General features: G+C 67.0%; 21 protein-coding genes. 15 read left to right on the top strand and 6 right to left on the bottom strand.

What is annotated here, in order from left to right:
* Positions 1 to 3: 3 nt before the first annotated feature.
* Positions 4 to 1,017: a Bug family tripartite tricarboxylate transporter substrate binding protein gene (locus ACSQ89_RS27670; RefSeq protein WP_093109930.1), complete on the bottom strand. Its 1,014-nt coding sequence runs from the start codon at positions 1,015 to 1,017 to the stop codon at positions 4 to 6.
* A gap of 120 nt (positions 1,018 to 1,137) precedes the next feature.
* Here ACSQ89_RS27670 and mnmA point away from each other — a divergent pair, with 120 nt between their 5' ends.
* A complete protein-coding gene (gene mnmA / locus ACSQ89_RS27665; protein ID WP_093109931.1) occupies positions 1,138 to 2,247 on the top strand; it encodes a tRNA 2-thiouridine(34) synthase MnmA in 1,110 nt (369 codons plus the stop codon).
* On the opposite strand, the gene ACSQ89_RS27660 is transcribed toward mnmA, so the two are convergent.
* Genes ACSQ89_RS27660 through ACSQ89_RS27650 form a run of 3 tightly spaced genes read right to left on the bottom strand, consistent with a single transcriptional unit; the run spans position 2,244 to position 3,870 of the window.
* A complete protein-coding gene (locus ACSQ89_RS27660; RefSeq protein ID WP_436292133.1) occupies positions 2,244 to 2,729 on the bottom strand; it encodes an NUDIX hydrolase in 486 nt (161 codons plus the stop codon). The two genes, mnmA and ACSQ89_RS27660, sit on opposite strands and share 4 nt — an antisense overlap.
* Complete coding sequence (locus ACSQ89_RS27655; protein WP_244503994.1) at positions 2,730 to 3,155, bottom strand: DUF4019 domain-containing protein; 426 nt, start codon at positions 3,153 to 3,155, stop codon at positions 2,730 to 2,732.
* A 43-nt stretch (positions 3,156 to 3,198) separates the two neighbouring features.
* Positions 3,199 to 3,870, bottom strand: a complete 672-nt coding sequence (locus ACSQ89_RS27650) for a response regulator transcription factor (protein WP_436296634.1) — start codon at positions 3,868 to 3,870, stop codon at positions 3,199 to 3,201.
* A 213-nt stretch (positions 3,871 to 4,083) separates the two neighbouring features.
* On the opposite strand from ACSQ89_RS27650, the gene ACSQ89_RS27645 reads away from it, so the two are divergent.
* The 5 genes from ACSQ89_RS27645 to ACSQ89_RS27625 all read left to right on the top strand — a co-directional run bounded on the left by ACSQ89_RS27645 (position 4,084) and on the right by ACSQ89_RS27625 (position 9,516).
* Complete coding sequence (locus ACSQ89_RS27645; RefSeq protein WP_436292136.1) at positions 4,084 to 5,199, top strand: Re/Si-specific NAD(P)(+) transhydrogenase subunit alpha; 1,116 nt, start codon at positions 4,084 to 4,086, stop codon at positions 5,197 to 5,199.
* A 13-nt stretch (positions 5,200 to 5,212) separates the two neighbouring features.
* The gene (locus tag ACSQ89_RS27640) at positions 5,213 to 5,542 is read left to right on the top strand and encodes an NAD(P) transhydrogenase subunit alpha (protein WP_093109934.1); all 330 of its coding nucleotides are present in this window, start codon (positions 5,213 to 5,215) and stop codon (positions 5,540 to 5,542) included.
* Positions 5,539 to 6,963, top strand: a complete 1,425-nt coding sequence (locus ACSQ89_RS27635; protein ID WP_436292137.1) for an NAD(P)(+) transhydrogenase (Re/Si-specific) subunit beta — start codon at positions 5,539 to 5,541, stop codon at positions 6,961 to 6,963. Before ACSQ89_RS27640 ends, ACSQ89_RS27635 begins: the two co-directional genes overlap by 4 nt.
* A gap of 91 nt (positions 6,964 to 7,054) precedes the next feature.
* Positions 7,055 to 8,731: a long-chain-fatty-acid--CoA ligase gene (locus ACSQ89_RS27630; RefSeq protein WP_436292138.1), complete on the top strand. Its 1,677-nt coding sequence runs from the start codon at positions 7,055 to 7,057 to the stop codon at positions 8,729 to 8,731.
* Between the two features lie 11 nt (positions 8,732 to 8,742).
* Positions 8,743 to 9,516, top strand: a complete 774-nt coding sequence (locus ACSQ89_RS27625) for a 5'-methylthioadenosine/adenosylhomocysteine nucleosidase (protein WP_093109937.1) — start codon at positions 8,743 to 8,745, stop codon at positions 9,514 to 9,516.
* Here the strand turns inward: ACSQ89_RS27625 and corA are convergent.
* Entirely contained in the window at positions 9,509 to 10,495 is a 987-nt protein-coding gene (gene corA, locus ACSQ89_RS27620; RefSeq protein ID WP_093109938.1) for a magnesium/cobalt transporter CorA, read from the bottom strand. The genes ACSQ89_RS27625 and corA overlap by 8 nt on opposite strands.
* A gap of 210 nt (positions 10,496 to 10,705) precedes the next feature.
* Between corA and ACSQ89_RS27615 the strand changes: the two genes are divergently transcribed.
* The 4 genes from ACSQ89_RS27615 (at position 10,706) to hprK (ending at position 14,943) form a co-directional block, all read left to right on the top strand.
* A complete protein-coding gene (locus tag ACSQ89_RS27615; RefSeq protein ID WP_436292139.1) occupies positions 10,706 to 12,817 on the top strand; it encodes an ATP-dependent helicase in 2,112 nt (703 codons plus the stop codon).
* A gap of 247 nt (positions 12,818 to 13,064) precedes the next feature.
* On the top strand, positions 13,065 to 13,394 hold the full coding sequence (hpf, locus tag ACSQ89_RS27610; protein ID WP_093109940.1) for a ribosome hibernation-promoting factor, HPF/YfiA family: 330 nt from the start codon (positions 13,065 to 13,067) through the stop codon (positions 13,392 to 13,394).
* Between the two features lie 93 nt (positions 13,395 to 13,487).
* Positions 13,488 to 13,955: a PTS sugar transporter subunit IIA gene (locus ACSQ89_RS27605; protein WP_093109941.1), complete on the top strand. Its 468-nt coding sequence runs from the start codon at positions 13,488 to 13,490 to the stop codon at positions 13,953 to 13,955.
* A 28-nt stretch (positions 13,956 to 13,983) separates the two neighbouring features.
* Positions 13,984 to 14,943 (top strand): HPr(Ser) kinase/phosphatase, encoded by a 960-nt coding sequence (gene hprK, locus ACSQ89_RS27600; RefSeq protein ID WP_093109942.1) that lies wholly within the window; start codon positions 13,984 to 13,986, stop codon positions 14,941 to 14,943.
* A 102-nt stretch (positions 14,944 to 15,045) separates the two neighbouring features.
* Here hprK and fur read toward each other — a convergent pair whose 3' ends face one another.
* Positions 15,046 to 15,465, bottom strand: a complete 420-nt coding sequence (gene fur, locus ACSQ89_RS27595; protein ID WP_093109943.1) for a ferric iron uptake transcriptional regulator — start codon at positions 15,463 to 15,465, stop codon at positions 15,046 to 15,048.
* Positions 15,466 to 15,560: 95 nt separating this feature from the next.
* Here fur and ACSQ89_RS27590 point away from each other — a divergent pair, with 95 nt between their 5' ends.
* From ACSQ89_RS27590 to leuS, 5 genes are all read left to right on the top strand, one after another.
* Positions 15,561 to 16,115, top strand: a complete 555-nt coding sequence (locus tag ACSQ89_RS27590; protein ID WP_436292140.1) for an outer membrane protein assembly factor BamE — start codon at positions 15,561 to 15,563, stop codon at positions 16,113 to 16,115.
* Between the two features lie 85 nt (positions 16,116 to 16,200).
* A complete protein-coding gene (gene dapB / locus ACSQ89_RS27585) occupies positions 16,201 to 17,010 on the top strand; it encodes a 4-hydroxy-tetrahydrodipicolinate reductase (protein ID WP_093110037.1) in 810 nt (269 codons plus the stop codon).
* On the top strand, positions 17,007 to 17,705 hold the full coding sequence (locus tag ACSQ89_RS27580) for a MotA/TolQ/ExbB proton channel family protein (RefSeq protein ID WP_093109945.1): 699 nt from the start codon (positions 17,007 to 17,009) through the stop codon (positions 17,703 to 17,705). The genes dapB and ACSQ89_RS27580 overlap by 4 nt, the downstream gene beginning before the upstream one ends.
* A 16-nt stretch (positions 17,706 to 17,721) precedes the next feature.
* Positions 17,722 to 18,183 carry an ExbD/TolR family protein gene (locus ACSQ89_RS27575; protein ID WP_093109946.1) on the top strand — a complete coding sequence of 154 codons (462 nt, stop codon included), beginning with the start codon at positions 17,722 to 17,724 and terminating at the stop codon, positions 18,181 to 18,183.
* Between the two features lie 65 nt (positions 18,184 to 18,248).
* Positions 18,249 to 20,912: a leucine--tRNA ligase gene (gene leuS, locus ACSQ89_RS27570; protein WP_436292141.1), complete on the top strand. Its 2,664-nt coding sequence runs from the start codon at positions 18,249 to 18,251 to the stop codon at positions 20,910 to 20,912.

The raw sequence follows: 20,912 nt of genomic DNA, 5'->3' as shown, positions 1-20,912 counted from the left end.
TGATCAATCAGGCTTGATGCCGGCCTTGGTGACGATCTCTTTCCAGGTCTTCTGCTGGGCCGAGATGAAGGCGCCGAACTGCTCCGGCGTATCGCCCACGCCCAGGGCCGAATCGTGCGCGAAGCGCTCGGTCACGGGGCCGGTCTTCAGGGCCTTCAGGCTTTCTTCCTGCAGCCGCTTCACGATCGGCGCCGGCGTCGAGGCCGGTGCAAGCAGGCCATACCACTGCGAGGTCTCGAAGCCCTTGTAGCCGCTCTCCGCGATGGTGGGCACGTCGGGCAGGGCGGCGATGCGCTGCGCCGAGCCCACGGCCAGCGCGCGCAGCTTGCCCGACTTGATGAAGGCCGAGACGCTGGGCATGCCGTTCATCGCCACCTGCGTGCGGCCGGCCAGCAGGTCGGTCATCTGCGGGCCACTGCCGCGGTAAGGGATGTGCGTCATGAAGAAGCCGGCCGTGAGCTTCAGGTACTCCATGCTCAGGTGGCCGGCGCTGCCGTTGCCGGCCGACGAGTAGTTGAGCTTGGCCGGGTTGGCCTTGGCGTAGGCGATGAACTCCTTGAAGGTCTTCACTGGCACGTCCGGATGCACCACCAGCACGTTCGGCACCTTGGCCAGCAAGGTCACGGGCACGAAGTCCCGGTTCACGTCGTAGGGCTGGTTCGGCAGCATGTAGGGGTTGACGGCCAGCGTGCCCACATGGCCGAGGATCAGGCTGTAGCCGTCGCCTGGGGCCTTGGCGATCTCCTGCATGGCGATGGTGCCCGCGCCGCCGGGCTTGTTCTCGACGTAGACGCTCTGGCCCAACTGCTTGGTGAGCTCGGCCGCGACCGAGCGCGCCACCACCTCGCTGGAGCCGCCGGGCGCGAAGGGCACCACGAGCCGGATGCTCTTCTGCGGCCAGGCGCCCTGGGCTTGCACGGCGTGGGCGCCGCCCGCGGCGAACAGCGCGAGCGACTGGCAAACCAGCCGGCGCGAGACCGGGGGCGGCCACGCGGGGCCGAGGGGAAGGCGGTTCATGCGTGTCTCCAGTTGAGGCAGCCCATTGTGGGAGCCTGCTGCCTCCCTGCGGGCATGGGCCGCTCGGTGATTTCCCGGATGCGGGCACCGGCTTGCCGAGGCTGGGACAATCGCCTCCTCATGGAAAAACAGCGCATCGTGGTGGGCCTGAGCGGCGGAGTGGACTCCGCGGTCACGGCGCACCTGCTCAAGCAGCAGGGCCACGAGGTGGTCGGCATCTTCATGAAGAACTGGGAAGACGATGACGACAGCGAGTACTGCTCGTCGAACATCGACTTCGTCGACGCCGCGAGCGTGGCCGACGTGCTGGGCATCGAGATCGAGCACGTCAACTTCGCGGCCGACTACAAGGACCGCGTGTTCGCCGAGTTCCTGCGCGAATACCAGGCCGGCCGCACGCCCAACCCGGACGTGCTGTGCAATGCCGAGATCAAGTTCAAGGCCTTTCTCGATCATGCGATGCGGCTCGGCGCTTCAATGATCGCCACCGGGCACTACGCGCGGGTGCGCCGCAACGCGGCAAGCGGGCGCTACGAGCTGCTCAAGGGGCTCGATCCGGCCAAGGACCAGAGCTATTTCCTGCATCGCCTGAACCAGCCGCAGCTCTCTAAGACGCTGTTCCCCGTCGGCGAACTGCGCAAGACCGAGGTGCGCCGCATCGCCGACGAGATCGGCCTGCCGAACGCAAAGAAGAAGGACTCGACCGGCATCTGCTTCATCGGCGAGCGGCCTTTCCGTGAGTTCCTCAACCGCTACATCTCCAAGGAGCCGGGCCCGATCCGCGACGAGCGCGGCCGCCAAATCGGCGAGCACCAGGGCCTGAGCTTCTACACGCTGGGCCAGCGGCAGGGACTCGGCATCGGCGGTATCAAGCCCAAGGGAGCGCAGCGCGGGGCGGGGGATCACTCGCCCTGGTTCGTGGCGCGCAAGGACGTAGCGAACAACACGCTGTGGGTGGTGCAGGGCCACGACCATCCATGGCTGCTGTCGCCGGCGCTCGAAGCCGACGATGCGAGCTGGGTCGCGGGCAGCGCGCCGCCCTCGGGCGCCTATGCCGCGAAGTCGCGCTACCGCCAGGCCGATGCGGGTTGCGAGCTGGGTGAAGGCGCCAACGGCGCTTTCCGGCTCGCCTTCGCCGAGCCGCAGTGGGCGGTGACACCGGGGCAGTCGGCGGTGCTCTACGACGGGGATGTGTGCCTTGGTGGCGGGGTGATCGCGCGGGCCGGCTAGATTTGCGACGGTGCGGCGACCGACACGTGGGTGTGGATCAGGTCCAGCGAATAGCGTTGTCCTGCCAGGTAGTCCTCCACGCATTGCAGCAGCAGCGGGCTGCGATGGCGCGCCACGCTCGAACGGATCTCGTCGGCCGTCATCCACAGGGTACGCACGATGCCTTCGTCCAGCGGCCGGCCCGGCTCGAAGGCGCCGAGCGTGCCCGCGAAGGCGAAGCGCATGTAGGTCACGTCTTCGTCGCCGAGGAAGCGCGCCATGTAGATGCCGACGAGGGCAGCCGGCGTGAAGTGGTGGGCCGTTTCTTCCAGCGTCTCGCGCGCGCAGCCCTCGGCCGGCGACTCGCCCGGGTCGAGATGGCCGGCCGGCGTGTTGAGCTTGAGGCCGGCCTTCGTACGCTCTTCGACCAGCAGGAAGCGTCCGTCCTGCTCGATCACCGCGGCGACGGTGACGTTGGGTTTCCAGCGAGCGACCGAGGCCATTCAGCGCAGCACGTAGCCCGAGAAGCGCCAGACGCGGTCGCTGCCCAGTTGAAAGGTCACCAGCTCGCGCACGGTGGTCGTGCTGCTGTTGGCGAAGCGGGTCTCGTACTCGATGTTCACATACTGGCCGGCCAGCTCGGGATCGCCATCGCCGACGACCTGCCGGTTGATCGCGACCCAGGTGCGTTGCTGCGCGGCGCCGAGCGGCGTGCGGGCCTTGGCGACCTGGCTCATGAAGTCGCTGCGGCTGACGCGCTTGCGGGCGGCCGGCGCGGCGCCGTCCCAGAGCTCGCCGGTCTTGTTCTGGTCGATCATCTGGATCGCCTGCAGGCCGCCGCGCACCAGCTCGCTCGGGTCCACCTCCTGCGCGGCCGCGAGGTGCAGCCAGCCGCCGAGCAGCAGGGCCGCGGACAAAAGTCGGGTCATTCGACTCATCATCGTGGTGATGCTCCTTCGATCGGGGACCGGCTCATTCGGACGCGCCCGCCATGGGGTACGGCGACTCGATCCCATTCTGGTCGATGAACTCGAGCCGGTAACCGAGGCCATAGACGGCCGACAGCACGAGGCCATTGGCGGGGCGCAGGTCCAGCTTCGAGCGCAACCGTGACATGTGCGTGTCGAGCGAGCGCGAAGTGACCGTTGCATCTGCGCCCCACACGGCCTCGAGCAGGTGCTCGCGCGACAGCAGGCGGCCGATGTTGCGGAACAGGAAGATCGCCAGCGTGTATGCGCGGTGCTTGAGCTTGGCCGCCTGGCCGTGGATCAGCAGGGCGTGCTTGAGTGGGATGAAGCGATAGGGGCCGCAGACAGGTTCCGTTTGGAACAGCGCCGGATAGGTGCGGCGCAAAAGCGCCTGCACCCGCGCCTGGAGTTCGGCCACGCGGATCGGCTTGGCCATGAAGTCGTCGGCGCCGAGCGTCAGCGCCTCGACCATGTCCTCTTCCTTGCGCCGTTTGGCCACGAAGAGGATGGGGAGGCTGCTGCCGAGCTTTTCGCGTATCCATCTGACGACGTTCGACCCGTCGACGTCGGGAAGCCGCCAGTCGAGGATCAGCATGACGAAGCTTTGCTGGTAGAGGGCACGCTGCAGGGAGCGCCCGTCTTCGAAACCATGACATTCATGCCCGATCACTACCATGGCATGCCGAACCAGTTCGAGCTGGCGCGGCTCGTCGTCGAGCGCTCCAATTCGCATCTTTCATCCCCCTGATTTCTTTCCGTCATGCCGGCGATCTGTGCGCCGGTCATTCGCGAGGCGCTACTGTACAGAGGGATGCGGTCCTCGGCCAGTTCTTTGTCATCTTCATGTAAGCTCGGCCCGAATTCCAACGCTGCCCCGAGGAGATCCCCCATGCTGATAGGCGTGCCGGCCGAAACTGCGCCAGGCGAAACCCGTGTGGCCGTCACTGCGGAGACGGCCAAGAAGCTCGTTGCACAGGGTCACACCGTGCGCATCCAGTCCGGCGCCGGCGTGGTGGCCAGCGTCACCGATGCGGCCTACCAGGCCGTCGGCGCCGAGATCACCGACGGCAACGGCGCCTTCGGCGCCGACATCGTGCTCAAGGTGCGCGCGCCGAGCGATGCCGAGGCGGCGCTCATGAAACCCGGCACCGTCGTCATCGGCATGCTCAACCCCTTCGATGCCGCGGGCCTGCAAAGGCTCGCGACGGCCGGCCTCACCGGCTTCGCGCTCGAAGCCGCGCCGCGCACCACCCGCGCGCAGAGCATGGACGTGCTGTCGAGCCAGGCCAACATCGCCGGCTACAAGGCCGTCATGATCGCGGCCGACAAGTACCAGCGCTTCTTTCCGATGCTGATGACGGCCGCCGGTACCGTGAAGGCGGCGCGCATCGTGATCCTCGGCGTCGGCGTCGCCGGCCTGCAGGCCATCGCCACCGCCAAGCGGCTCGGGGCCGTCATCGAAGCGAGCGACGTGCGCCCGAGCGTCAAGGAGCAGGTCGAGTCCTTGGGCGCCAAGTTCATCGACGTCTCGTACGACACCGACGAAGAGAAGGAAGCGGCGCAGGGCGTCGGCGGCTACGCCAAGCCGATGCCCCAGAGCTGGCTCGATCGGCAGAAGGTCGAAGTGGCCAAGCGCGTGGCCGCGGCCGACATCGTCATCACCACCGCGCTGATCCCGGGCCGGCCCGCGCCGGTGCTGGTGACCGAAGAGATGGTCAAGGCCATGAAGCCCGGTTCGGTCATCGTCGACCTGGCCGCGCCGCAAGGCGGCAACTGCCCGCTCACCGAAGCAGACCGCACCGTCATCAAGCACGGCGTCACGCTGGTGGGCGAAACCAATCTGCCCGCGCTGGTCGCGGCCGACGCGTCTTCGCTCTACGCGCGCAACGTGCTCGACTTCCTCAAGCTCATCGTGAACAAGGAAGGCGCGCTCAACATCGACCTCGAAGACGACATCGTGGCCGCCTGCCTGATGAGCAAAGACGGTCAAGTGACCCGGAAGTGACAAGGAAAAGACCATGGATCCCGTTTCCCACACCGTCATCAACCTGATCATCTTCGTGCTGGCCATCTACGTCGGCTACCACGTGGTCTGGACCGTCACGCCGGCGTTGCACACGCCGCTGATGGCCGTGACCAATGCGATCTCGGCGATCGTGATCGTCGGCGCCATGCTGGCGGCGGCGCTCACCGAGAGCGGCCTCGGCAAGACCATGGGCGTGCTGGCCGTGGCGCTGGCCGCGGTCAACGTCTTCGGCGGCTTCCTCGTCACGCGGCGAATGCTGGAGATGTTCAAGAAGAAGGACAAAAAGGCAGCGCCCGCGGCCGACAAGGGGAATGCAGCATGAGCATGAATGTCGCCACGCTGCTGTACCTGATCGCATCGGTCTGCTTCATTCAATCGCTCAAGGGCCTGAGCCATCCCACCACCTCCATTCGCGGCAACCTGTTCGGCATGGTCGGCATGGCGATCGCCATCCTGACCACCGCGGCCTTGATCGTGCAGATCTCGGACGGCAAGGCCATGGGCATGGCCTGGGTGCTGCTGGGCCTGGTGGCCGGCGGCGGCTACGGCGCCTACCGCGCCAAGACCGTCGAGATGACGCAGATGCCCGAGCTGGTGGCCTTCTTCCACAGCATGATCGGTATGGCCGCGGTCTTCATCGCCGTGGCGGCGGTGGTCGAGCCCTGGGCCTTCGGCATCGTTCCCAAGGGCGAGCTCATCCCCGCGGGCAACCGGCTCGAGCTCTTCCTCGGCGCGGCCATCGGCGCCATCACCTTCAGCGGCTCGGTCATCGCCTTCGGCAAGCTCTCGGGCAAGTACAAGTTCCGCCTGTTCCAGGGCGCGCCGGTCCAGTTCAAGGGCCAGCACATGCTGAACCTGGCGCTGGGCTTGCTGACCATCGCGCTCGGCCTGGTGTTCGTCTTCACCGAGAGCTGGACCGCCTTCTTCCTGATGGTGCTGCTGTCCTTCGTGATGGGCGTGCTGATCATCATCCCGATCGGCGGCGCCGACATGCCGGTGGTGGTCTCGATGCTCAACAGCTACTCGGGTTGGGCCGCGGCCGGCATCGGCTTCAGCCTCAACAACGCGATGCTGATCGTCGCCGGCTCGCTGGTGGGCTCCTCGGGTGCGATCCTGAGCTACATCATGTGCAAGGCGATGAACCGCTCGTTCTTCAACGTGATCCTGGGCGGCTTCGGCGGCGAGGCGGCGGTGGCTTCCGGCGGCGCCAAGGAGCAGCGCCCGGTCAAGAGCGGCAGCGCCGACGACGCGGCCTACATGCTCTCCAATGCCGAGACCGTGATCATCGTGCCGGGCTACGGCCTGGCGGTGGCCCGGGCCCAGCATGCGGTCAACGAGCTGGCCGAGAAGCTCACCCACAAGGGCGTGACGGTGAAGTACGCGATCCATCCGGTGGCCGGACGCATGCCGGGCCACATGAACGTGCTGCTGGCCGAGGCCGAGGTGCCCTACGACCAGGTGTTCGAGATGGAGGACATCAACGGCGAGTTCGCGCAGGCCGACGTCGCGATCATCCTGGGCGCCAACGATGTGGTGAACCCGGCGGCGCTCACCAAGGGCACCCCGATCTACGGCATGCCGATCCTGGAGGCCTACAAGGCCAAGACGGTGATCGTGAACAAGCGTTCGATGGCTGCGGGTTATGCCGGTCTGGACAACGAGCTGTTCTACATGGATAAGACCATGATGGTCTTCGGCGACGCCAAGAAGGTGGTCGAGGACATGGGCAAGGCGATCGAATAAGGACGCCTTGCGCCCGCGCCTCCGCCTTGCCGGCATCGCCGGCGGCGGCCCCGTTGACCAGAACTCAGAATTTCGTTGAGGAGACCCATCCATGACAGACCGCCCCTGGCTCACCAGTTACCCGCAAGGCGTGCCCGCCGATATCGATGGCTCGCGCTATCCCTCCCTGGTGGCGCTCATGGAGGAGAGCTTCTCGAAGTACGCGGAGCGCACCGCCTACAGCTTCATGGGCAAGGATCTGAGCTACGGCGAGGTCGACAAGCTGAGCCGGGCCTTCGCGGCCTACCTGCAGGGACTTGGGCTCGCGAAGGGCGATCGCGTCGCGGTCATGATGCCGAACTGCCTGCAGTACCCGATCGCGGTGTGCGGCATCCTGCGCGCCGGTCTGATCCTCGTGAACGTCAACCCGCTCTACACGCCGCGCGAGCTCGAGCACCAGGTGAAGGATTCCGGCTCCAAGGCGATCGTGATCATGGAGAACTTCGGCGCCACGCTGCAGCAATGCATCGCGTCCACGCCGGTCAAGCACGTCGTGCTGAGCGGCATGGGCGATCGGCTCGGTCTGCTCAAGGGCGCGCTGGTCAATTACGTGGTGCGCAACGTCAAGAAGATGGTGCCCGACTTCAGCCTGCCCGGCGCCGTGCGCTTCAACGACGCGCTCGACAAGGGGGCAGGGCGCGGGCCGACGCCGGCGCCGATCGGGCCTGACGACGTCGCGGTGCTGCAGTACACGGGCGGCACCACCGGCGTGTCCAAGGGCGCAGTGCTGCTGCATCGCAACGTGATCTCCAACGTGCTGCAGTCCGAGGCCTGGAACGAGCCGGTCATGCAGAAGGTGCCAGCCGGCGAGCAGCCCACCAGCGTCTGCGCCCTGCCGCTCTATCACATCTTCGCGTTCACCGTGAACATGATGCTCAGCATGCGCACCGGCGGCAAGCTGATCCTGATTCCGAATCCGCGCGACATCCCGGCCGTGCTGAAGGAGCTGTCGAAGCACACCTTCCACAGCTTCCCGGCCGTCAATACCCTGTTCAACGGGCTGGCCAACCATCCGGACTTCGGCACCGTCGACTGGAAGAACCTCAAGGTCTCGGTCGGCGGCGGCATGGCGGTGCAGGGCGCGGTGGCCAAGCTCTGGCTCGAGAAGACCGGCTGCCCGATCTGCGAAGGCTACGGCCTCTCCGAAACCTCGCCGTCGGCCACTTGCAACCCGACCACCAGCACTGCCTACACCGGCACCATCGGCGTGCCGCTGCCCAGCACCTACCTGAAGCTGCTCGACGACGACGGCCATGAGGTGCCGATGGGCCAGCCGGGCGAGATCGCCATCAAGGGCCCGCAGGTGATGGCCGGCTACTGGCAGCGTCCCGACGAAACGGCCAAGGTCATGACGGCCGACGGCTACTTCAAGTCCGGCGACATCGGCGTGGTTGACGAGCGCGGCTTCTTCAAGATCGTCGACCGCAAGAAGGACATGATCCTGGTCTCGGGCTTCAACGTGTATCCGAACGAGGTCGAAGAAGTGGTCGCGCAGATTCCGGGCGTGCTCGAATGCGCGGCCGTGGGCATCGGCGACGAGAAGACCGGCGAGGCCGTCAAGCTCGTGATCGTCAAGAAGAACCCGGATCTCACCGAGGCCCAGGTGCGCGACTTCTGCCGCGCCAATCTCACCGGCTACAAGCAGCCCAGGGTAGTGGAGTTCCGCACCGAGCTGCCGAAGACGCCGGTTGGCAAGATCCTGCGGCGCGAGCTGCGCGACAAGAAGTAGCGGGCACTTCCATGGCGGGGCCGGTCGCGATCGTTGCCGCCATGCAGGAAGAGCTGGGCGCGCTGCTCGCGGCGATGCCCGACGAGCAGCGCGTGCGCGTCGCCGGGCGGGATTTCTGGGTCGGCCATTTGCATGGGCAAGCCGTCGTGGCGGTGCTGTCGCGCATCGGCAAGGTCGCAGCGGCCACCACGGCCACTGTGCTGCTCGAGCGCTTCGGCGTGCGCGCCATCGTCTTCACCGGCGTTGCAGGTGGGCTCGGGCCCGGCGTGCGGGTGGGCGACGTGGTGGTGGCGACCAAGCTGCTGCAGCACGATCTAGACGCCTCGCCGATCTTTCCCAAATACGAGGTGCCGTTGACCGGGCATGCGCGCTTCGCGGCCGACACCGCGATCAGCGATGCGCTGGCCGCCGTGGCCGCCGGCCTGCTGCGCGATCCGGTCGCGCTGCTCGGGCAGACGGTGGTCGACGACTTCGGCCTGCAGGCGCCCCGGCTGCATCGCGGCCTGCTGGTGAGCGGCGACCGCTTCGTCTCGACCGCCGCCGAAAGCGATGCGCTCCGGCGCGAGTTGCCCGACGCGCTGGCGGTCGAGATGGAAGGCGCCGCGGTGGCGCAGGTGTGCCACGATTACCGTGTGCCATTTGCCGCGGTGCGCACGATCTCGGACCGCGCCGACGACGCGGCGCATGCCGACTTCCTGCGCTTCGTCGCCGCCGTCGCGAGCCGCTACAGCCTCGCGGTGATCGACGCCTGGCTCGCCACGCTGTCCGGCCGATCGGCTACTTGAGCCAGCCGCGGCGGCGGAAGTACCACATCGGCACCAGGGCGCTGGCGACCATCAGCACGATCGCGTACGCGTAGCCGTAGCCCCATTCCAGCTCCGGCATGAGCTTGAAGTTCATGCCGTACACGCTCGCGATCAAGGTCGGCGGCAGCAGCGCGACGCTCGCCACCGAGAAGATCTTGATGGTCTTGTTCTGGTTGATGTTGATGAAACCGACGGTCGCATCCATCAGGAAGTTGATCTTGTCGAACAGGAAGGCGGTGTGGTTGTCGAGCGACTCGATGTCGCGCAGGATCTGGCGCGCCTCCTCGAACTGCTCGGCGTTCAGCATGCGGCTGCGCATCATGAAGCTCACCGCGCGGCGCGTGTCCATCACGTTGCGGCGGATGCGGCCGTTCAGGTCTTCCTGCCGCGCGATCGCGGCCAGCACCTCGCCGGCCAGTTCGTCGCTGACGTTGCCTTCCAGCACTTTCTTGCCCGCGACTTCCAGCTCGTCGTAGATGTTCTCGAGCGAGTCGGCCGAGTACTCGGCGTCGGCATCGAAGAGCTTCAAGAGCACTTCCTTGGCATCCTCGATCAGGCCGGGTGCGCGGCGCGCGCGCATGCGCAGCAGGCGGAACACCGGCACGTCTTCGTCGTGAATCGAGAACAGCACGCCGCGGCTGCGCAGTTCGGTGTTGTGCTGGTTGAGGATGAAGGCGACGCGCACGGAGCGCGGGTTCTCGGCGTCATCGATCAGGAAGTCGCTGCGCACGTGCAGCTCGCCGTTGTCTTCTTCGTAGAAGCGCGCCGACTCCTCGATGTCCTCGTCCATCGCATCCTCGGGGATGGACAGGCCGTAGTACTGCTTGATCCAGCGCTTTTCTTCGAGTGTGGGCGATTCGAGATCGACCCAGATCGGCTGGAACTGAGAGAGCTCTTCGAGGGCCTCGATTTCTTCCTGGACAAGGCGGCCGTTGGCGAGCGTGAAGATATTGAGCATGGCTCACTCCCGGTGAATTTTTGTGGCGGTTGGCGAGGGTTCGGGGCGCTTTCAAGTCCCTGGCCAACAACGCATCACAGGGGAGTTGAAAGCTGCCGAGGCGGAACGGTTTCCATGCGAAGTCTCCGGTTGCAGCGAGGCGCGATTATGTCATCGGCCTCCGGCGCTTTTCTGCCGGCATCTGGATGGACATCCAGTAAAGTCGCGGCGATGCAAAGCCTCGCGACACCCGCACCCACGAGCCAGGCCGAGCGCCTCGCGGCCGCGCTCGCCAAGCTCAACGACGAGCAGCGTGCGGCGGTGGAGCACGGTGTCGGCACTGCCCTCGGCGAGGCTCCGGAAGACCAGCGGCCGCTGCTCGTGATTGCCGGCGCGGGCTCGGGCAAGACCAGCACGCTCGCGCATCGCGTGGCCCATCTGATCGCGCGTGGCGCCGATCCGCAGCGCATCCTCTTGCTGACCTTTTCGCGCCGCGCGGCGCAGGAGATGGAGCGCCGTGCCGGGCAGGTGCTGGCGCGCGTGCTCGGCCTGAAATCCGATGCGCCGCCGGCCCTGCCCTGGGCCGGCACCTTCCATGGCATCGGCGCGCGCCTGTTGCGCGAACACGCGGCGCAGATCGGCCTGCACGAGAACTTCACCATCCACGACCGCGGTGATGCCGAGGACCTGATGGGCCTGGTGCGCAACGACATCGGCCTCGCGTCCATGGAGCGGCGGTTTCCGCGCAAGGGAACCTGCCTCTCGATCTACTCGCGCGCCGTCAACAGCTGCGCGCCGCTGGCCGAGGTGCTCGCGCATGCGTTTCCGTGGTGCGCCGAATGGGAGGCCGAGCTCAAGCGCCTCTTCGGCGCTTACGTCGAAGCCAAGCAGGCGCAGCAGGTGCTCGACTACGACGACCTGCTGCTGTACTGGGCCGAGATGGTGGCGGAGCCCGCGCTGGCGGCGCAGATCGGCGCGCGCTTCGACCACGTGCTGGTCGACGAGTACCAGGACACCAATCTGCTGCAGGCCGCCATCCTGCGCGCGCTCAAGCCCGACGGCCGCGGCCTCACCGTGGTCGGCGACGACGCGCAGTCGATCTACTCGTTCCGCGGCGCGACGGTGCGCAACATCCTCGACTTTCCGCAGCAGTTCACGCAGCCCGCGCGGGTGGTCACGCTGGAGCGCAACTACCGCTCGACCCAGCCCATCCTCGATGTCTCCAATGCGGTGATCGCCGCCGCTGCGGAGCGCCACGCCAAGACCCTCTGGACCGACAAGCCCTCGGCCGGACGGCCGCAGCTGGTGCTGGTGCCCGACGAAGCACAACAGGCCCGCTTCGTGGCCGAGCGCGTGCTCGCGCACCGCGAAGGCGGTCTGGCGCTGAAATCGCAGGCCGTGCTGTTCCGCAGCTCGAGCCACAGCGCCGCGCTCGAGCTCGAGTTGGCGCGGCGCAACATCCCCTTCGTCAAGTACGGCGGCCTCAAGTTTCTCGAAGCCGCGCATGTGAAGGACCTGCTGGCGGTGCTGCGCTTCGCCCAGAATCCGCGCGGGCGCATGGCGGGCTTTCGCGTCACGCAGCTGATTCCAGGCATCGGGCCGGTCAGCTCCACGCGGCTGCTCGACGCGATGGCCGAGGCTTCAGACCCCGGTGCCGTCGTGCAGGCCTTCGTGCCGCCTGCCGCCGCGAAGGAAGAGTGGGCGCGATTCGCGGCCATCTTTGCCGAATTGCGCGCGCCCACGCTCGCCTGGCCGGCCGACATCGAGCTCGCGTTGCAGTGGTATCTGCCCCACCTCGAGCGGCTTCACGACGATGCCGGCCTCAGGCGCGGCGACGTCGAGCAACTCGCGCGCCTGGCCTCGGGCTATGCCTCGCGGGAGCGCTTCCTGACCGAACTCACGCTCGATCCGCCCGAAGCGACGAGCGACCGCCCGGGTCCGCCGCTGCTCGACGAGGACTACCTGATCCTCTCGACCATCCACTCCGCCAAGGGGCAGGAGTGGCGCTCGGTGCACGTGCTCAACGTGGTCGACGGCTGCATCCCGGCCGACGTGGCGCAGGGCGCACAGGAGCTGGAGGAGGAGCGGCGCCTGCTCTACGTGGCAATGACCCGCGCGCGCGACCACCTGCACCTGCTGGTGCCTCAGCGCTTCTATGTCACGCAGCAGGCTGCGCGCGGCGACCGACATCTGTACGCCGGCCGCACGCGCTTCATTTCGGCCGCCGATGCCGAGCGCTTTGAACAGCAGACCTGGCCGCCGCCGCCCGAACGCGCACCCCATGTACCGCCGCCTGCGGCCACGATCGATCTGCTGAGCCGCATGCGCGCCGCGTGGCGCTGAGCGCCGCGCGAGGTCTTTAGCGCTATCAAATCGATAGCGCACCGTGAGCGTGGGCGGGCGATGCCGGGGTTTGCCATGGAAGGGATTGCAATTCGATGACAGCATGGGCATAGTGAACTGACCTTCTCCCTTTCCTCTCCCTCGCCCTTCCTTCTTCTCTCCTTCCCCCGCCTTTCCCCATTTCGCCGGCCACGCTTCACCCTGAAGCGGGGTCTTTTTCCCCAACCGTCAATCCAGGAGGTCATTCATGAATTTGACGATCAGCGGTCATCACCTCGACGTCACCCCCGCCTTGCGCAGCTACGTTACGAGCAAGCTGGACCGAATCACCCGCCATTTCGACCAGGTGGTCGATGTGAAGGTGATCCTCACGGTGGAAAAGCAAAAGGAAAAGGAACGTCGGCAACGCGCCGAATGCAATATTCACGTCAAGGGCAATGACATGTTCGCGGAATCGAGCCACGCTGATCTCTACGCCGCGGTCGACGAGCTGGTGGACAAGCTCGATCGGCAGGTGGTCCGTCACAAAGACCGCCTGCAGGACCACCATCACGAGGCGCCGAAGCGCGTGATGTAGTACCTCTCCGGGCAAATACTCTTGCGGGCCGCCTCAGGGCGGCCCTTTGCTTTTTGCGGAGCAGGTGCATAATCGCCCCCGCCCCGCCCCAACATGAACCGACTCGCGTCCATCCTGCCGCCCGCTCAAGTCCTCGTGAGCGTTGACGCCACCAGCAAGAAACGTGCTTTTGAAGAAGCGGGCTTGCTGTTTGAAAACCTGCACGGCCTGGGCCGTGCCCTCATCACCGACAGCCTGTTCGCCCGCGAGCGCCTGGGTTCCACTGGCCTCGGCCACGGCGTGGCCATCCCTCACGGGCGCATCAAGGGCCTCAAGTCGCCGATGGCCGCGGTGTTCCAGCTCGCGAATCCGATCGGTTTCGACGCGCCGGACGAGCAGCCGGTGGTGCTGCTGATCTTCCTGTTGGTGCCCGAAGCGGCCACCCAGAAACACCTTGAAATACTTTCGGAGATCGCGGAGCTGCTCAGCGATGCCGGCCTGCGCGAGCAGATCAAGTCGAGCTCCGACGCCGCCGCGCTCCACGCCCTGATCGCAGGATGGCAGTCCGCCCAGGTGGCCTGAAGCGCATCCGCACGAGACAGTCTGGCGCATGAAGCCGACCGTCATCAGTGCCGACGCGATGTTCGAGGAGTTCCGCGGCTCGCTCCGGTGGGAGTGGCTGGCGGGGCTGGGCGCCTCGGAGCGCCAGTTCGATCCCGGCGTCATCAGCCGCGCCCAGTCGGCCGCCGACCTGGTGGGCTACCTCAACTACATCCATCCTTACCGCGTGCAGATTCTCGGTGCGCGCGAAGTCGCCTACCTGACGCGCGGCACGCCCGACGATTGCGTGCGGCGGATCGCCCGCATCGTCACGCTGGAGCCGCCCATGCTGGTGCTGGCCGACGGCCAGCCGGCGCCCGACGAACTCCTGTCGATCTGCGAGCGGGCGCAACTGCCCCTGTTCGCCACGCGGGAATCCTCGGCCTTCGTGATCGACCTGCTGCGCGCCTACCTCTCCAAGCACTTCGCCGAGCGCACCTCGATGCACGGCGTGTTCATGGACATCCTGGGCCTGGGCGTGATGATCACGGGCGAGTCGGGACTCGGAAAGAGCGAGCTCGGCCTGGAGCTGATCTCGCGCGGCAACGGCCTGGTGGCCGACGACGCGGTCGACCTCTACCGCATCAACCAGACCACGCTGGAAGGGCGCTGCCCCGAGCTGCTGCAGAACCTGCTCGAGGTGCGCGGCATCGGCCTGCTGGACATCCGCGCGATCTTCGGCGAGACGGCGGTGCGCCGGAAGATGCGCCTCAAACTGATCGTGCACCTGGTACGGCGCGACAGCTTCGAGCGCGACTACGAACGCATGCCTTCGGCGCCGCTGACCCAGGACGTGCTGGGCATTCCGGTGCGCAAGGTGATCATCCAGGTGGTGGCCGGGCGCAACATCGCGGTGCTGGTGGAAGCGGCGGTGCGCAATTCGATCCTGCAGCTGCGCGGCATCGATACCTACGCCGATTTCGTCGCCCGCCACCACAAGGCCATGGAAGGCGCCCGCGAGGACGATTAGCCCCCCGGCTTTTCACTTCGCTTCGCTGCGTGTAACTCCACCCCCCGAGGGGGAGGCGCGGCCCGCCTTGGGGCGGCCCGGCGGCGGCCGCCGTCTTTCAGTTCAGCGCTTGCTGGCGCAGTCGCCGCACAGGCCGTAGAGCGACATCGCGTGGTCCTGCAGAATCCACTTCTTGTCGGTCGCGATCATCTGCTGGCGGCGCTCGATCTCGGGGTCGTAGAACTCCTCGACCTTGCCGCAGGAGGTGCACACCAGGTGGTCGTGGTGCTTGCCTTCGTTGAGTTCGTAGACCGCCTTGCCGCTCTCGAAATGGCTGCGCTCGAGAATGCCGGCCTGCTCGAACTGCGTCAGCACGCGGTAGACCGTGGCCAGGCCGATGTCGGAGTGCTCGTTGAGCAGCACCCGAAACACGTCTTCCGCCGTCATGTGGCGCTGGCCGCCGTTCTGGAAGATTTCGAGAATCTTGAGACGCGGCAGGGTGGCCTTGAGGCCGGTGTTCTTCAGTTCGTCGATGTTGCCCATGATGGTTCCTGCGCCGGCTGTGCGAGAGGGGCACGCCGAGGGGCAGCCGCTACAATGGCCCGATCATATCGCTACCCCTCTTTGCCCTTTTGCCCATGCCTGACATTCCACAACGCCGCCTCTGGCTGCTCGTCGGCGCAGTCGCTGGGAGCCTCTGCCTCGGCGCCTGCAGCAGCGTCACCGAACGCTCGCGCGATGCGCTGCATGCCATCACGCCCTACAAGGTCGACGTGGTCCAGGGCAATTTCGTGTCGAAGGAGCAGGTCGAGCTGCTCAAGCCCGGCATGTCGCGCCAGCAGGTGCGCGAAGTCCTCGGCACCTCCCTGCTGAACGACGTCTTCCATTCCAATCGCTGGGATTACGTGTTCACGATCCGGCGCCAGGGCGTCGAGCCCCAGCAGCGCCGCCTGACGGTGTTCTTCAATGGCGAAGTGCTCGAACGCTTCGAAGGCGACCCGATGCCGAGCGAGGAAGAATTCGTCGCCGCGCTCGACACCCGCAAGCGCAGCGGCAAGGTGCCGGCCCTGGAAGCCTCGGAAGACCAGCTCAAGAAGTTCGATCCGGCCAAGGACAAGAAGGCGGACGGCGAGTCCGCCGCCTCCTTGCCTCCGCTGCCGCCGAGCTATCCCCCGCTCGAAGCGACGCGCTAGCGCGCGCCGGCCGCGCCGGCCGGCTTTCTTCCAGGCTTCAAGGCTGAAACGCGTGACTGATTCTTCCTCTCCCTCCATTCCCCCGCTGCGGCGCATCGCGATCGCCGGCGCTTCCGGGCGCATGGGGCACATGCTGATCGAGGCCGTGCGCGAGGCGCAGGACTGCCGCCTCGCCGGCGCGCTCGATGTCGCCGGCAGTCCCGCGATCGGCAGCGATGCGGCTGCCTTTCTCGGCTTCACGAGCGGCGTCCCGATCGTGGCCGACCTGCGCACCGGCCTCCAGGACGCCCAGGTGCTGATCGACTTCACGCGGCCCGAAGGCACGCTGGCGCATCTGGCCGTGTGCCGCGAGCTCGGCGTGCAGGCCGTGATCGGCACCACCGGCTTCAGCGACGCGCAGAAGGCCGAGATCGCCGCGGCGGCGAAAGAAATCGCGATCGTGATGGCGCCCAACATGAGCGTCGGCGTCAACGTCACGTTCAAACTGCTCGAAATGGCGGCCAAGGCGCTCGCTACCGGCTACGACATCGAGATCATCGAGGCGCACCATCGCCACAAGGTCGACGCACCCTCGGGCACCGCGCTCAAGATGGGCGAGGTGATCGCCGATGCGCTGGGCCGCGACCTCAAGGAATGCGCTGTCTATGCGCGCGAGGGCGTCACCGGCGAGCGCGACCCGTCCACCATCGGCTTCGCGACCATCCGCGGCGGCGACATCGTGGGCGACCACACGGTGCTGTTCGCCGGCACCGGCGAGCGCATCGAGATCACGCACAAATCGGCCAGCCGCGCGACCTATGCGCAGGGCAGCCTGCGTGCCGTGCGCTTCCTGGCCGGGCAGCAGAGCGGCCTGTTCGACATGTTCGACGTGCTCGGCCTGCGCCAAAGCGCATGAGTGTTCTGGAGCTGCTCACCCACGGCGACGGCGTCAGCCGTTCCGTGGCCGTGCTGCTGCTCCTGATGTCGGTCTCCAGCTGGGTGGTGATCCTCTGGAAGGCCTGGCTGCTGCGCGGCGGCACGCGCGACGTGGTACGCAGCATCGCGGCCTTCTGGCAGTCGCCGTCGCTCGGCGATGCCGAGCAGAAGCTCAGGGCCTTCGACCGCGCGGCCCTGGTCTGGCCGGCCGTGAGCGCGGTCAGGAGCCTGGCCGCCAAGTCCGATGCCGCCACGCTCGGCGGCGCGGTCGACCGCGCCCAGCGCCTCACGCGCGCCCTGCGCGACGCCTTGCATGCCGCGCTGCGGCGCCTGCAGGCCGGGCAGATCCTGCTCGCCACGGTCGGCGCCACGGCACCCTTCGTCGGGCTGCTCGGCACGGTCTGGGGCATCTACGGCGCGCTCGTGGGCATTGCCGGGGAAACCGGCGGATTCACCATCGATAAGGTGGCCGGCCCGGTTGGCGAGGCGCTGATCATGACCGCCTTCGGCCTCGCGGTCGCGATTCCGGCCGTGCTCGCCTATAACGTGTTCGGCCGCGTGGTCAGCCGAATCGAGGCCGAGCTGGAAGGCTTCGCCCACGACCTGCTCGGCGCGCTCGGCGACGAGCCGCAGCGCGAAGCGCCGCTGCCGCCCGCGCGGCCGATGCCGGTCTGAGAAGGGCACAGAACCCATGGCCTTCGGTCGCACCTCGCTCGGCAGCACCGCCACCGGCGGGCGGGCGATCGGCGCCGGCGGGCAGCGGCCGCTGTCGGACATCAACGTCACGCCGCTGGTGGACGTGATGCTGGTGCTGCTGGTGATCTTCATCATCACCGCCCCGTTGATGGCCAGCTCGATCAAGCTCGACCTGCCGCGCACCGACGCCGGCCAGCCCGCCGACACGCCCAAGTTCGTGAGTCTCGCGGTGGATGCGGAGGGCAAGGTCTTCCTTAACGACCAGGCCGTGAGTGTCGAGGAGCTCGCGGCCGGCCTCGAGAAGGCCGCCGCCGCCAACCGCGACACCGAGGTCCAGCTGCGCGCCGACCAGACCGTGCCCTACGGCAAGGTGGTCGAGTTGATGGGCATCGCGAACAAGGCGGGGCTGAGCCGCATCGGCTTCGTGACCGAAGCGCCGGCCACCAGGAAGCCTTGAGCTTCCTCACCCGCGATAATCCGCATTCCCCGGCCGCCTGATGCCGGGCTGTTGCCCCAAGCCCAATGAACCCCAGCTACAAACCCAGCGACGTCGAGTCCGCTGCCCAGGCCGCCTGGACGGCGGCCGATGCCTACCGCGTGACCGAGGACGCGCGCAAGAAGAAGTACTACGCCTGCTCGATGCTGCCGTACCCCAGCGGCAAGCTGCACATGGGCCACGTGCGCAACTACACGATCAACGACATGCTCACGCGCTACCTGCGCATGAGCGGCTACAACGTGCTGATGCCGATGGGCTGGGACGCCTTCGGCCTGCCGGCCGAGAACGCGGCGCTCAAGAACGGCGTGCCGCCGGCCCAATGGACCTACGAGAACATCGGCTACATGAAGAGCCAGCTCCAGGCCATGGGGCTGGCGATCGACTGGAGCCGCGAGATCGCCACCTGCGACCCCAGCTATTACAAGTGGAACCAGTGGCTGTTCCTGAAGATGCTCGAAAAAGGCATCGCTTACCGCAAGACCCAGCTCGTCAACTGGGATCCGGTCGACCAGACCGTGCTGGCCAACGAGCAGGTGATCGACGGCAAGGGCTGGCGCACCGGCGCCACGGTGGAGCGGCGCGAGATCCCGGGCTACTACCTCAAGATCAGCGACTACGCCGAAGAACTGCTCGAGCACACCCAGCACAAGCTGCCGGGCTGGCCCGAGCGCGTCAAGTTGATGCAGGAGAACTGGATCGGCAAGAGCGAGGGCGTGCGCTTCGCCTTCCTGCACGACATCAAGGACGATCACGGCAAGCTGATCCAGAGCGGCCTCATGCACGTCTTCACGACGCGCGCCGACACCATCATGGGCGTGACCTTCTGCGCCGTGGCGCCCGAACACCCGCTCGCCGTGCATGCCGCGAAGAAAGACCCGAAAGTCGCCGCCTTCATCGAGGAATGCAAGAGCGGGGGCACCACCGAGGCCGAGCTCGCGACGCAGGAAAAGAAGGGCGTGCCCACCGGCCTGCACGTGCAGCACCCGATCACCGACGAGCCGATTCCGGTCTGGGTCGGCAACTACGTGCTGATCGGCTACGGCGACGGCGCCGTGATGGGCGTGCCCGCGCACGACGAGCGCGACTTCGCCTTCGCCAACAAGTACGGCATCGAGATCATCCAGGTCGTATTGGTCGACGACGAACCGCACTTCGACTACCACCGCTGGCAGGACTGGTATGCCGACAAGCAGCGCGGCGTGACCATCAACTCCGACAACTTCAGCGGCATGTCCTACGCCGAGGCGGTCAAGGCGGTGGCGCACGCGCTCGGCCAGAAGGGCCTGGGCGAGATGCAGACCACCTGGCGCCTGCGCGACTGGGGCGTGAGCCGCCAGCGCTACTGGGGCACGCCGATCCCGATCATCCACTGCGAGGAGCACGGCGCGGTGCCGGTGCCCGAGAAGGACCTGCCGGTCGTGCTGCCCACCGAGTGCGTGCCCGACGGCTCCGGCAACCCGCTGGCCAAGCATGAAGGCTTCCACGCCGGCGTGGTGTGCCCGGTCTGCGGCAAGCCGGCGCGGCGCGAGACTGACACGATGGACACCTTCGTCGACAGCGCGTGGTACTTCATGCGCTATTGCGACCCGAAGAACGACCAGGCCATGGTGGCCGAGGGCGCCGACTACTGGATGCCGATGGACCAGTACATCGGCGGCATCGAGCACGCGATCCTGCACCTGCTCTACGCGCGCTTCTGGACCAAGGTGATGCGCGACCTCGGTCTGGTGAAGATCGACGAGCCCTTCAGCAAGCTGCTCACGCAGGGCATGGTGCTCAACCACATCTTCTACCGGCGCACCGAGAAGGGGGCCAAGGAGTACTTCCCGCCTTCCGAGGTGACGCCCGTGCTCGATGCGCAGGGGCGCATCACCGGCGGCACCCTGGCCGACGGTTCGAAGCTCGAATACGGCGGCGTCGGCAAGATGGGCAAGAGCGAGCGCAACGGCGTCGATCCGCAGGACCTGATCGAGAAGTACGGCGCCGACACGGCGCGCCTCTACACCATGTTCACCGCGCCGCCCGAGGCCACGCTGGAGTGGAACGATGCGGCTGTGGAAGGCAGCTACCGTTTCCTGCGCCGGGTCTGGAACTTCGGGGTGGCGCTCGAAGCGGCGACCGTCAGCGCCGCGGAGAACGCGGAGATCGAGATCGACGCGATCGACCCGCGCTCGGCCTTCGGCAAGGAGGCCAAGGCGCTGCGCCGCGAGGTCCATACCGTGCTGCGCCAGATCGACTACGACTACCAGCGCATGCAATACAACACCGTGGTGTCGGGCGCGATGAAGCTCCTGAATGCGCTGGAGGGCTTCAAGTCCGACGGCAGCACGGGCGACCGCGCGGCCGTGCGCGAAGGCTTCGGCATCCTGATGCGCTGCCTCTACCCGGCCACGCCGCACATCACGCACGCACTGTGGCATCAGCTGGGCTACGACAAGCTGCACGGCCCGCTGCTCGACGCGCCCTGGCCGGTGGTCGACGTGGTCGCGCTGGAGCAGGACGAGATCGAGCTCATGCTGCAAGTCAACGGCAAGCTGCGCGGCTCGCTGCGCGTGCCGGCCAATGCCTCGAAGCAGGAGATCGAGAAGATCGCGCTCGCGAGCGAGGTGCTGGCCAAGCATGCCGAGGGCGCCGTGCCCAAGCGCGTGGTCGTGGTGCCCGGGCGGCTGGTCAACGTGGTGGTATGA

The organism is Variovorax sp. LjRoot175, from assembly GCF_964253805.1.
Lineage (GTDB): Bacteria > Pseudomonadota > Gammaproteobacteria > Burkholderiales > Burkholderiaceae_C > Variovorax.
This window is presented reverse-complemented; position numbering and strand designations above follow the sequence as displayed.

Excerpts from the sequence above, each read along its gene's own strand:
- ACSQ89_RS27670 (WP_093109930.1), bottom strand. The coding sequence starts at position 1,017 with ATGAACCGCCTTCCCCTCGGCCCCGCGTGGCCGCCCCCGGTCTCGCGC.
- mnmA (WP_093109931.1), top strand. The coding sequence starts at position 1,138 with ATGGAAAAACAGCGCATCGTGGTGGGCCTGAGCGGCGGAGTGGACTCC.
- ACSQ89_RS27660 (WP_436292133.1), bottom strand. The coding sequence starts at position 2,729 with ATGGCCTCGGTCGCTCGCTGGAAACCCAACGTCACCGTCGCCGCGGTG.
- ACSQ89_RS27655 (WP_244503994.1), bottom strand. The coding sequence starts at position 3,155 with ATGACCCGACTTTTGTCCGCGGCCCTGCTGCTCGGCGGCTGGCTGCAC.
- ACSQ89_RS27650 (WP_436296634.1), bottom strand. The coding sequence starts at position 3,870 with ATGGTAGTGATCGGGCATGAATGTCATGGTTTCGAAGACGGGCGCTCC.
- ACSQ89_RS27645 (WP_436292136.1), top strand. The coding sequence starts at position 4,084 with ATGCTGATAGGCGTGCCGGCCGAAACTGCGCCAGGCGAAACCCGTGTG.
- ACSQ89_RS27640 (WP_093109934.1), top strand. The coding sequence starts at position 5,213 with ATGGATCCCGTTTCCCACACCGTCATCAACCTGATCATCTTCGTGCTG.
- ACSQ89_RS27635 (WP_436292137.1), top strand. The coding sequence starts at position 5,539 with ATGAGCATGAATGTCGCCACGCTGCTGTACCTGATCGCATCGGTCTGC.
- ACSQ89_RS27630 (WP_436292138.1), top strand. The coding sequence starts at position 7,055 with ATGACAGACCGCCCCTGGCTCACCAGTTACCCGCAAGGCGTGCCCGCC.
- ACSQ89_RS27625 (WP_093109937.1), top strand. The coding sequence starts at position 8,743 with ATGGCGGGGCCGGTCGCGATCGTTGCCGCCATGCAGGAAGAGCTGGGC.
- corA (WP_093109938.1), bottom strand. The coding sequence starts at position 10,495 with ATGCTCAATATCTTCACGCTCGCCAACGGCCGCCTTGTCCAGGAAGAA.
- ACSQ89_RS27615 (WP_436292139.1), top strand. The coding sequence starts at position 10,706 with ATGCAAAGCCTCGCGACACCCGCACCCACGAGCCAGGCCGAGCGCCTC.
- hpf (WP_093109940.1), top strand. The coding sequence starts at position 13,065 with ATGAATTTGACGATCAGCGGTCATCACCTCGACGTCACCCCCGCCTTG.
- ACSQ89_RS27605 (WP_093109941.1), top strand. The coding sequence starts at position 13,488 with ATGAACCGACTCGCGTCCATCCTGCCGCCCGCTCAAGTCCTCGTGAGC.
- hprK (WP_093109942.1), top strand. The coding sequence starts at position 13,984 with ATGAAGCCGACCGTCATCAGTGCCGACGCGATGTTCGAGGAGTTCCGC.
- fur (WP_093109943.1), bottom strand. The coding sequence starts at position 15,465 with ATGGGCAACATCGACGAACTGAAGAACACCGGCCTCAAGGCCACCCTG.
- ACSQ89_RS27590 (WP_436292140.1), top strand. The coding sequence starts at position 15,561 with ATGCCTGACATTCCACAACGCCGCCTCTGGCTGCTCGTCGGCGCAGTC.
- ACSQ89_RS27580 (WP_093109945.1), top strand. The coding sequence starts at position 17,007 with ATGAGTGTTCTGGAGCTGCTCACCCACGGCGACGGCGTCAGCCGTTCC.
- ACSQ89_RS27575 (WP_093109946.1), top strand. The coding sequence starts at position 17,722 with ATGGCCTTCGGTCGCACCTCGCTCGGCAGCACCGCCACCGGCGGGCGG.
- leuS (WP_436292141.1), top strand. The coding sequence starts at position 18,249 with ATGAACCCCAGCTACAAACCCAGCGACGTCGAGTCCGCTGCCCAGGCC.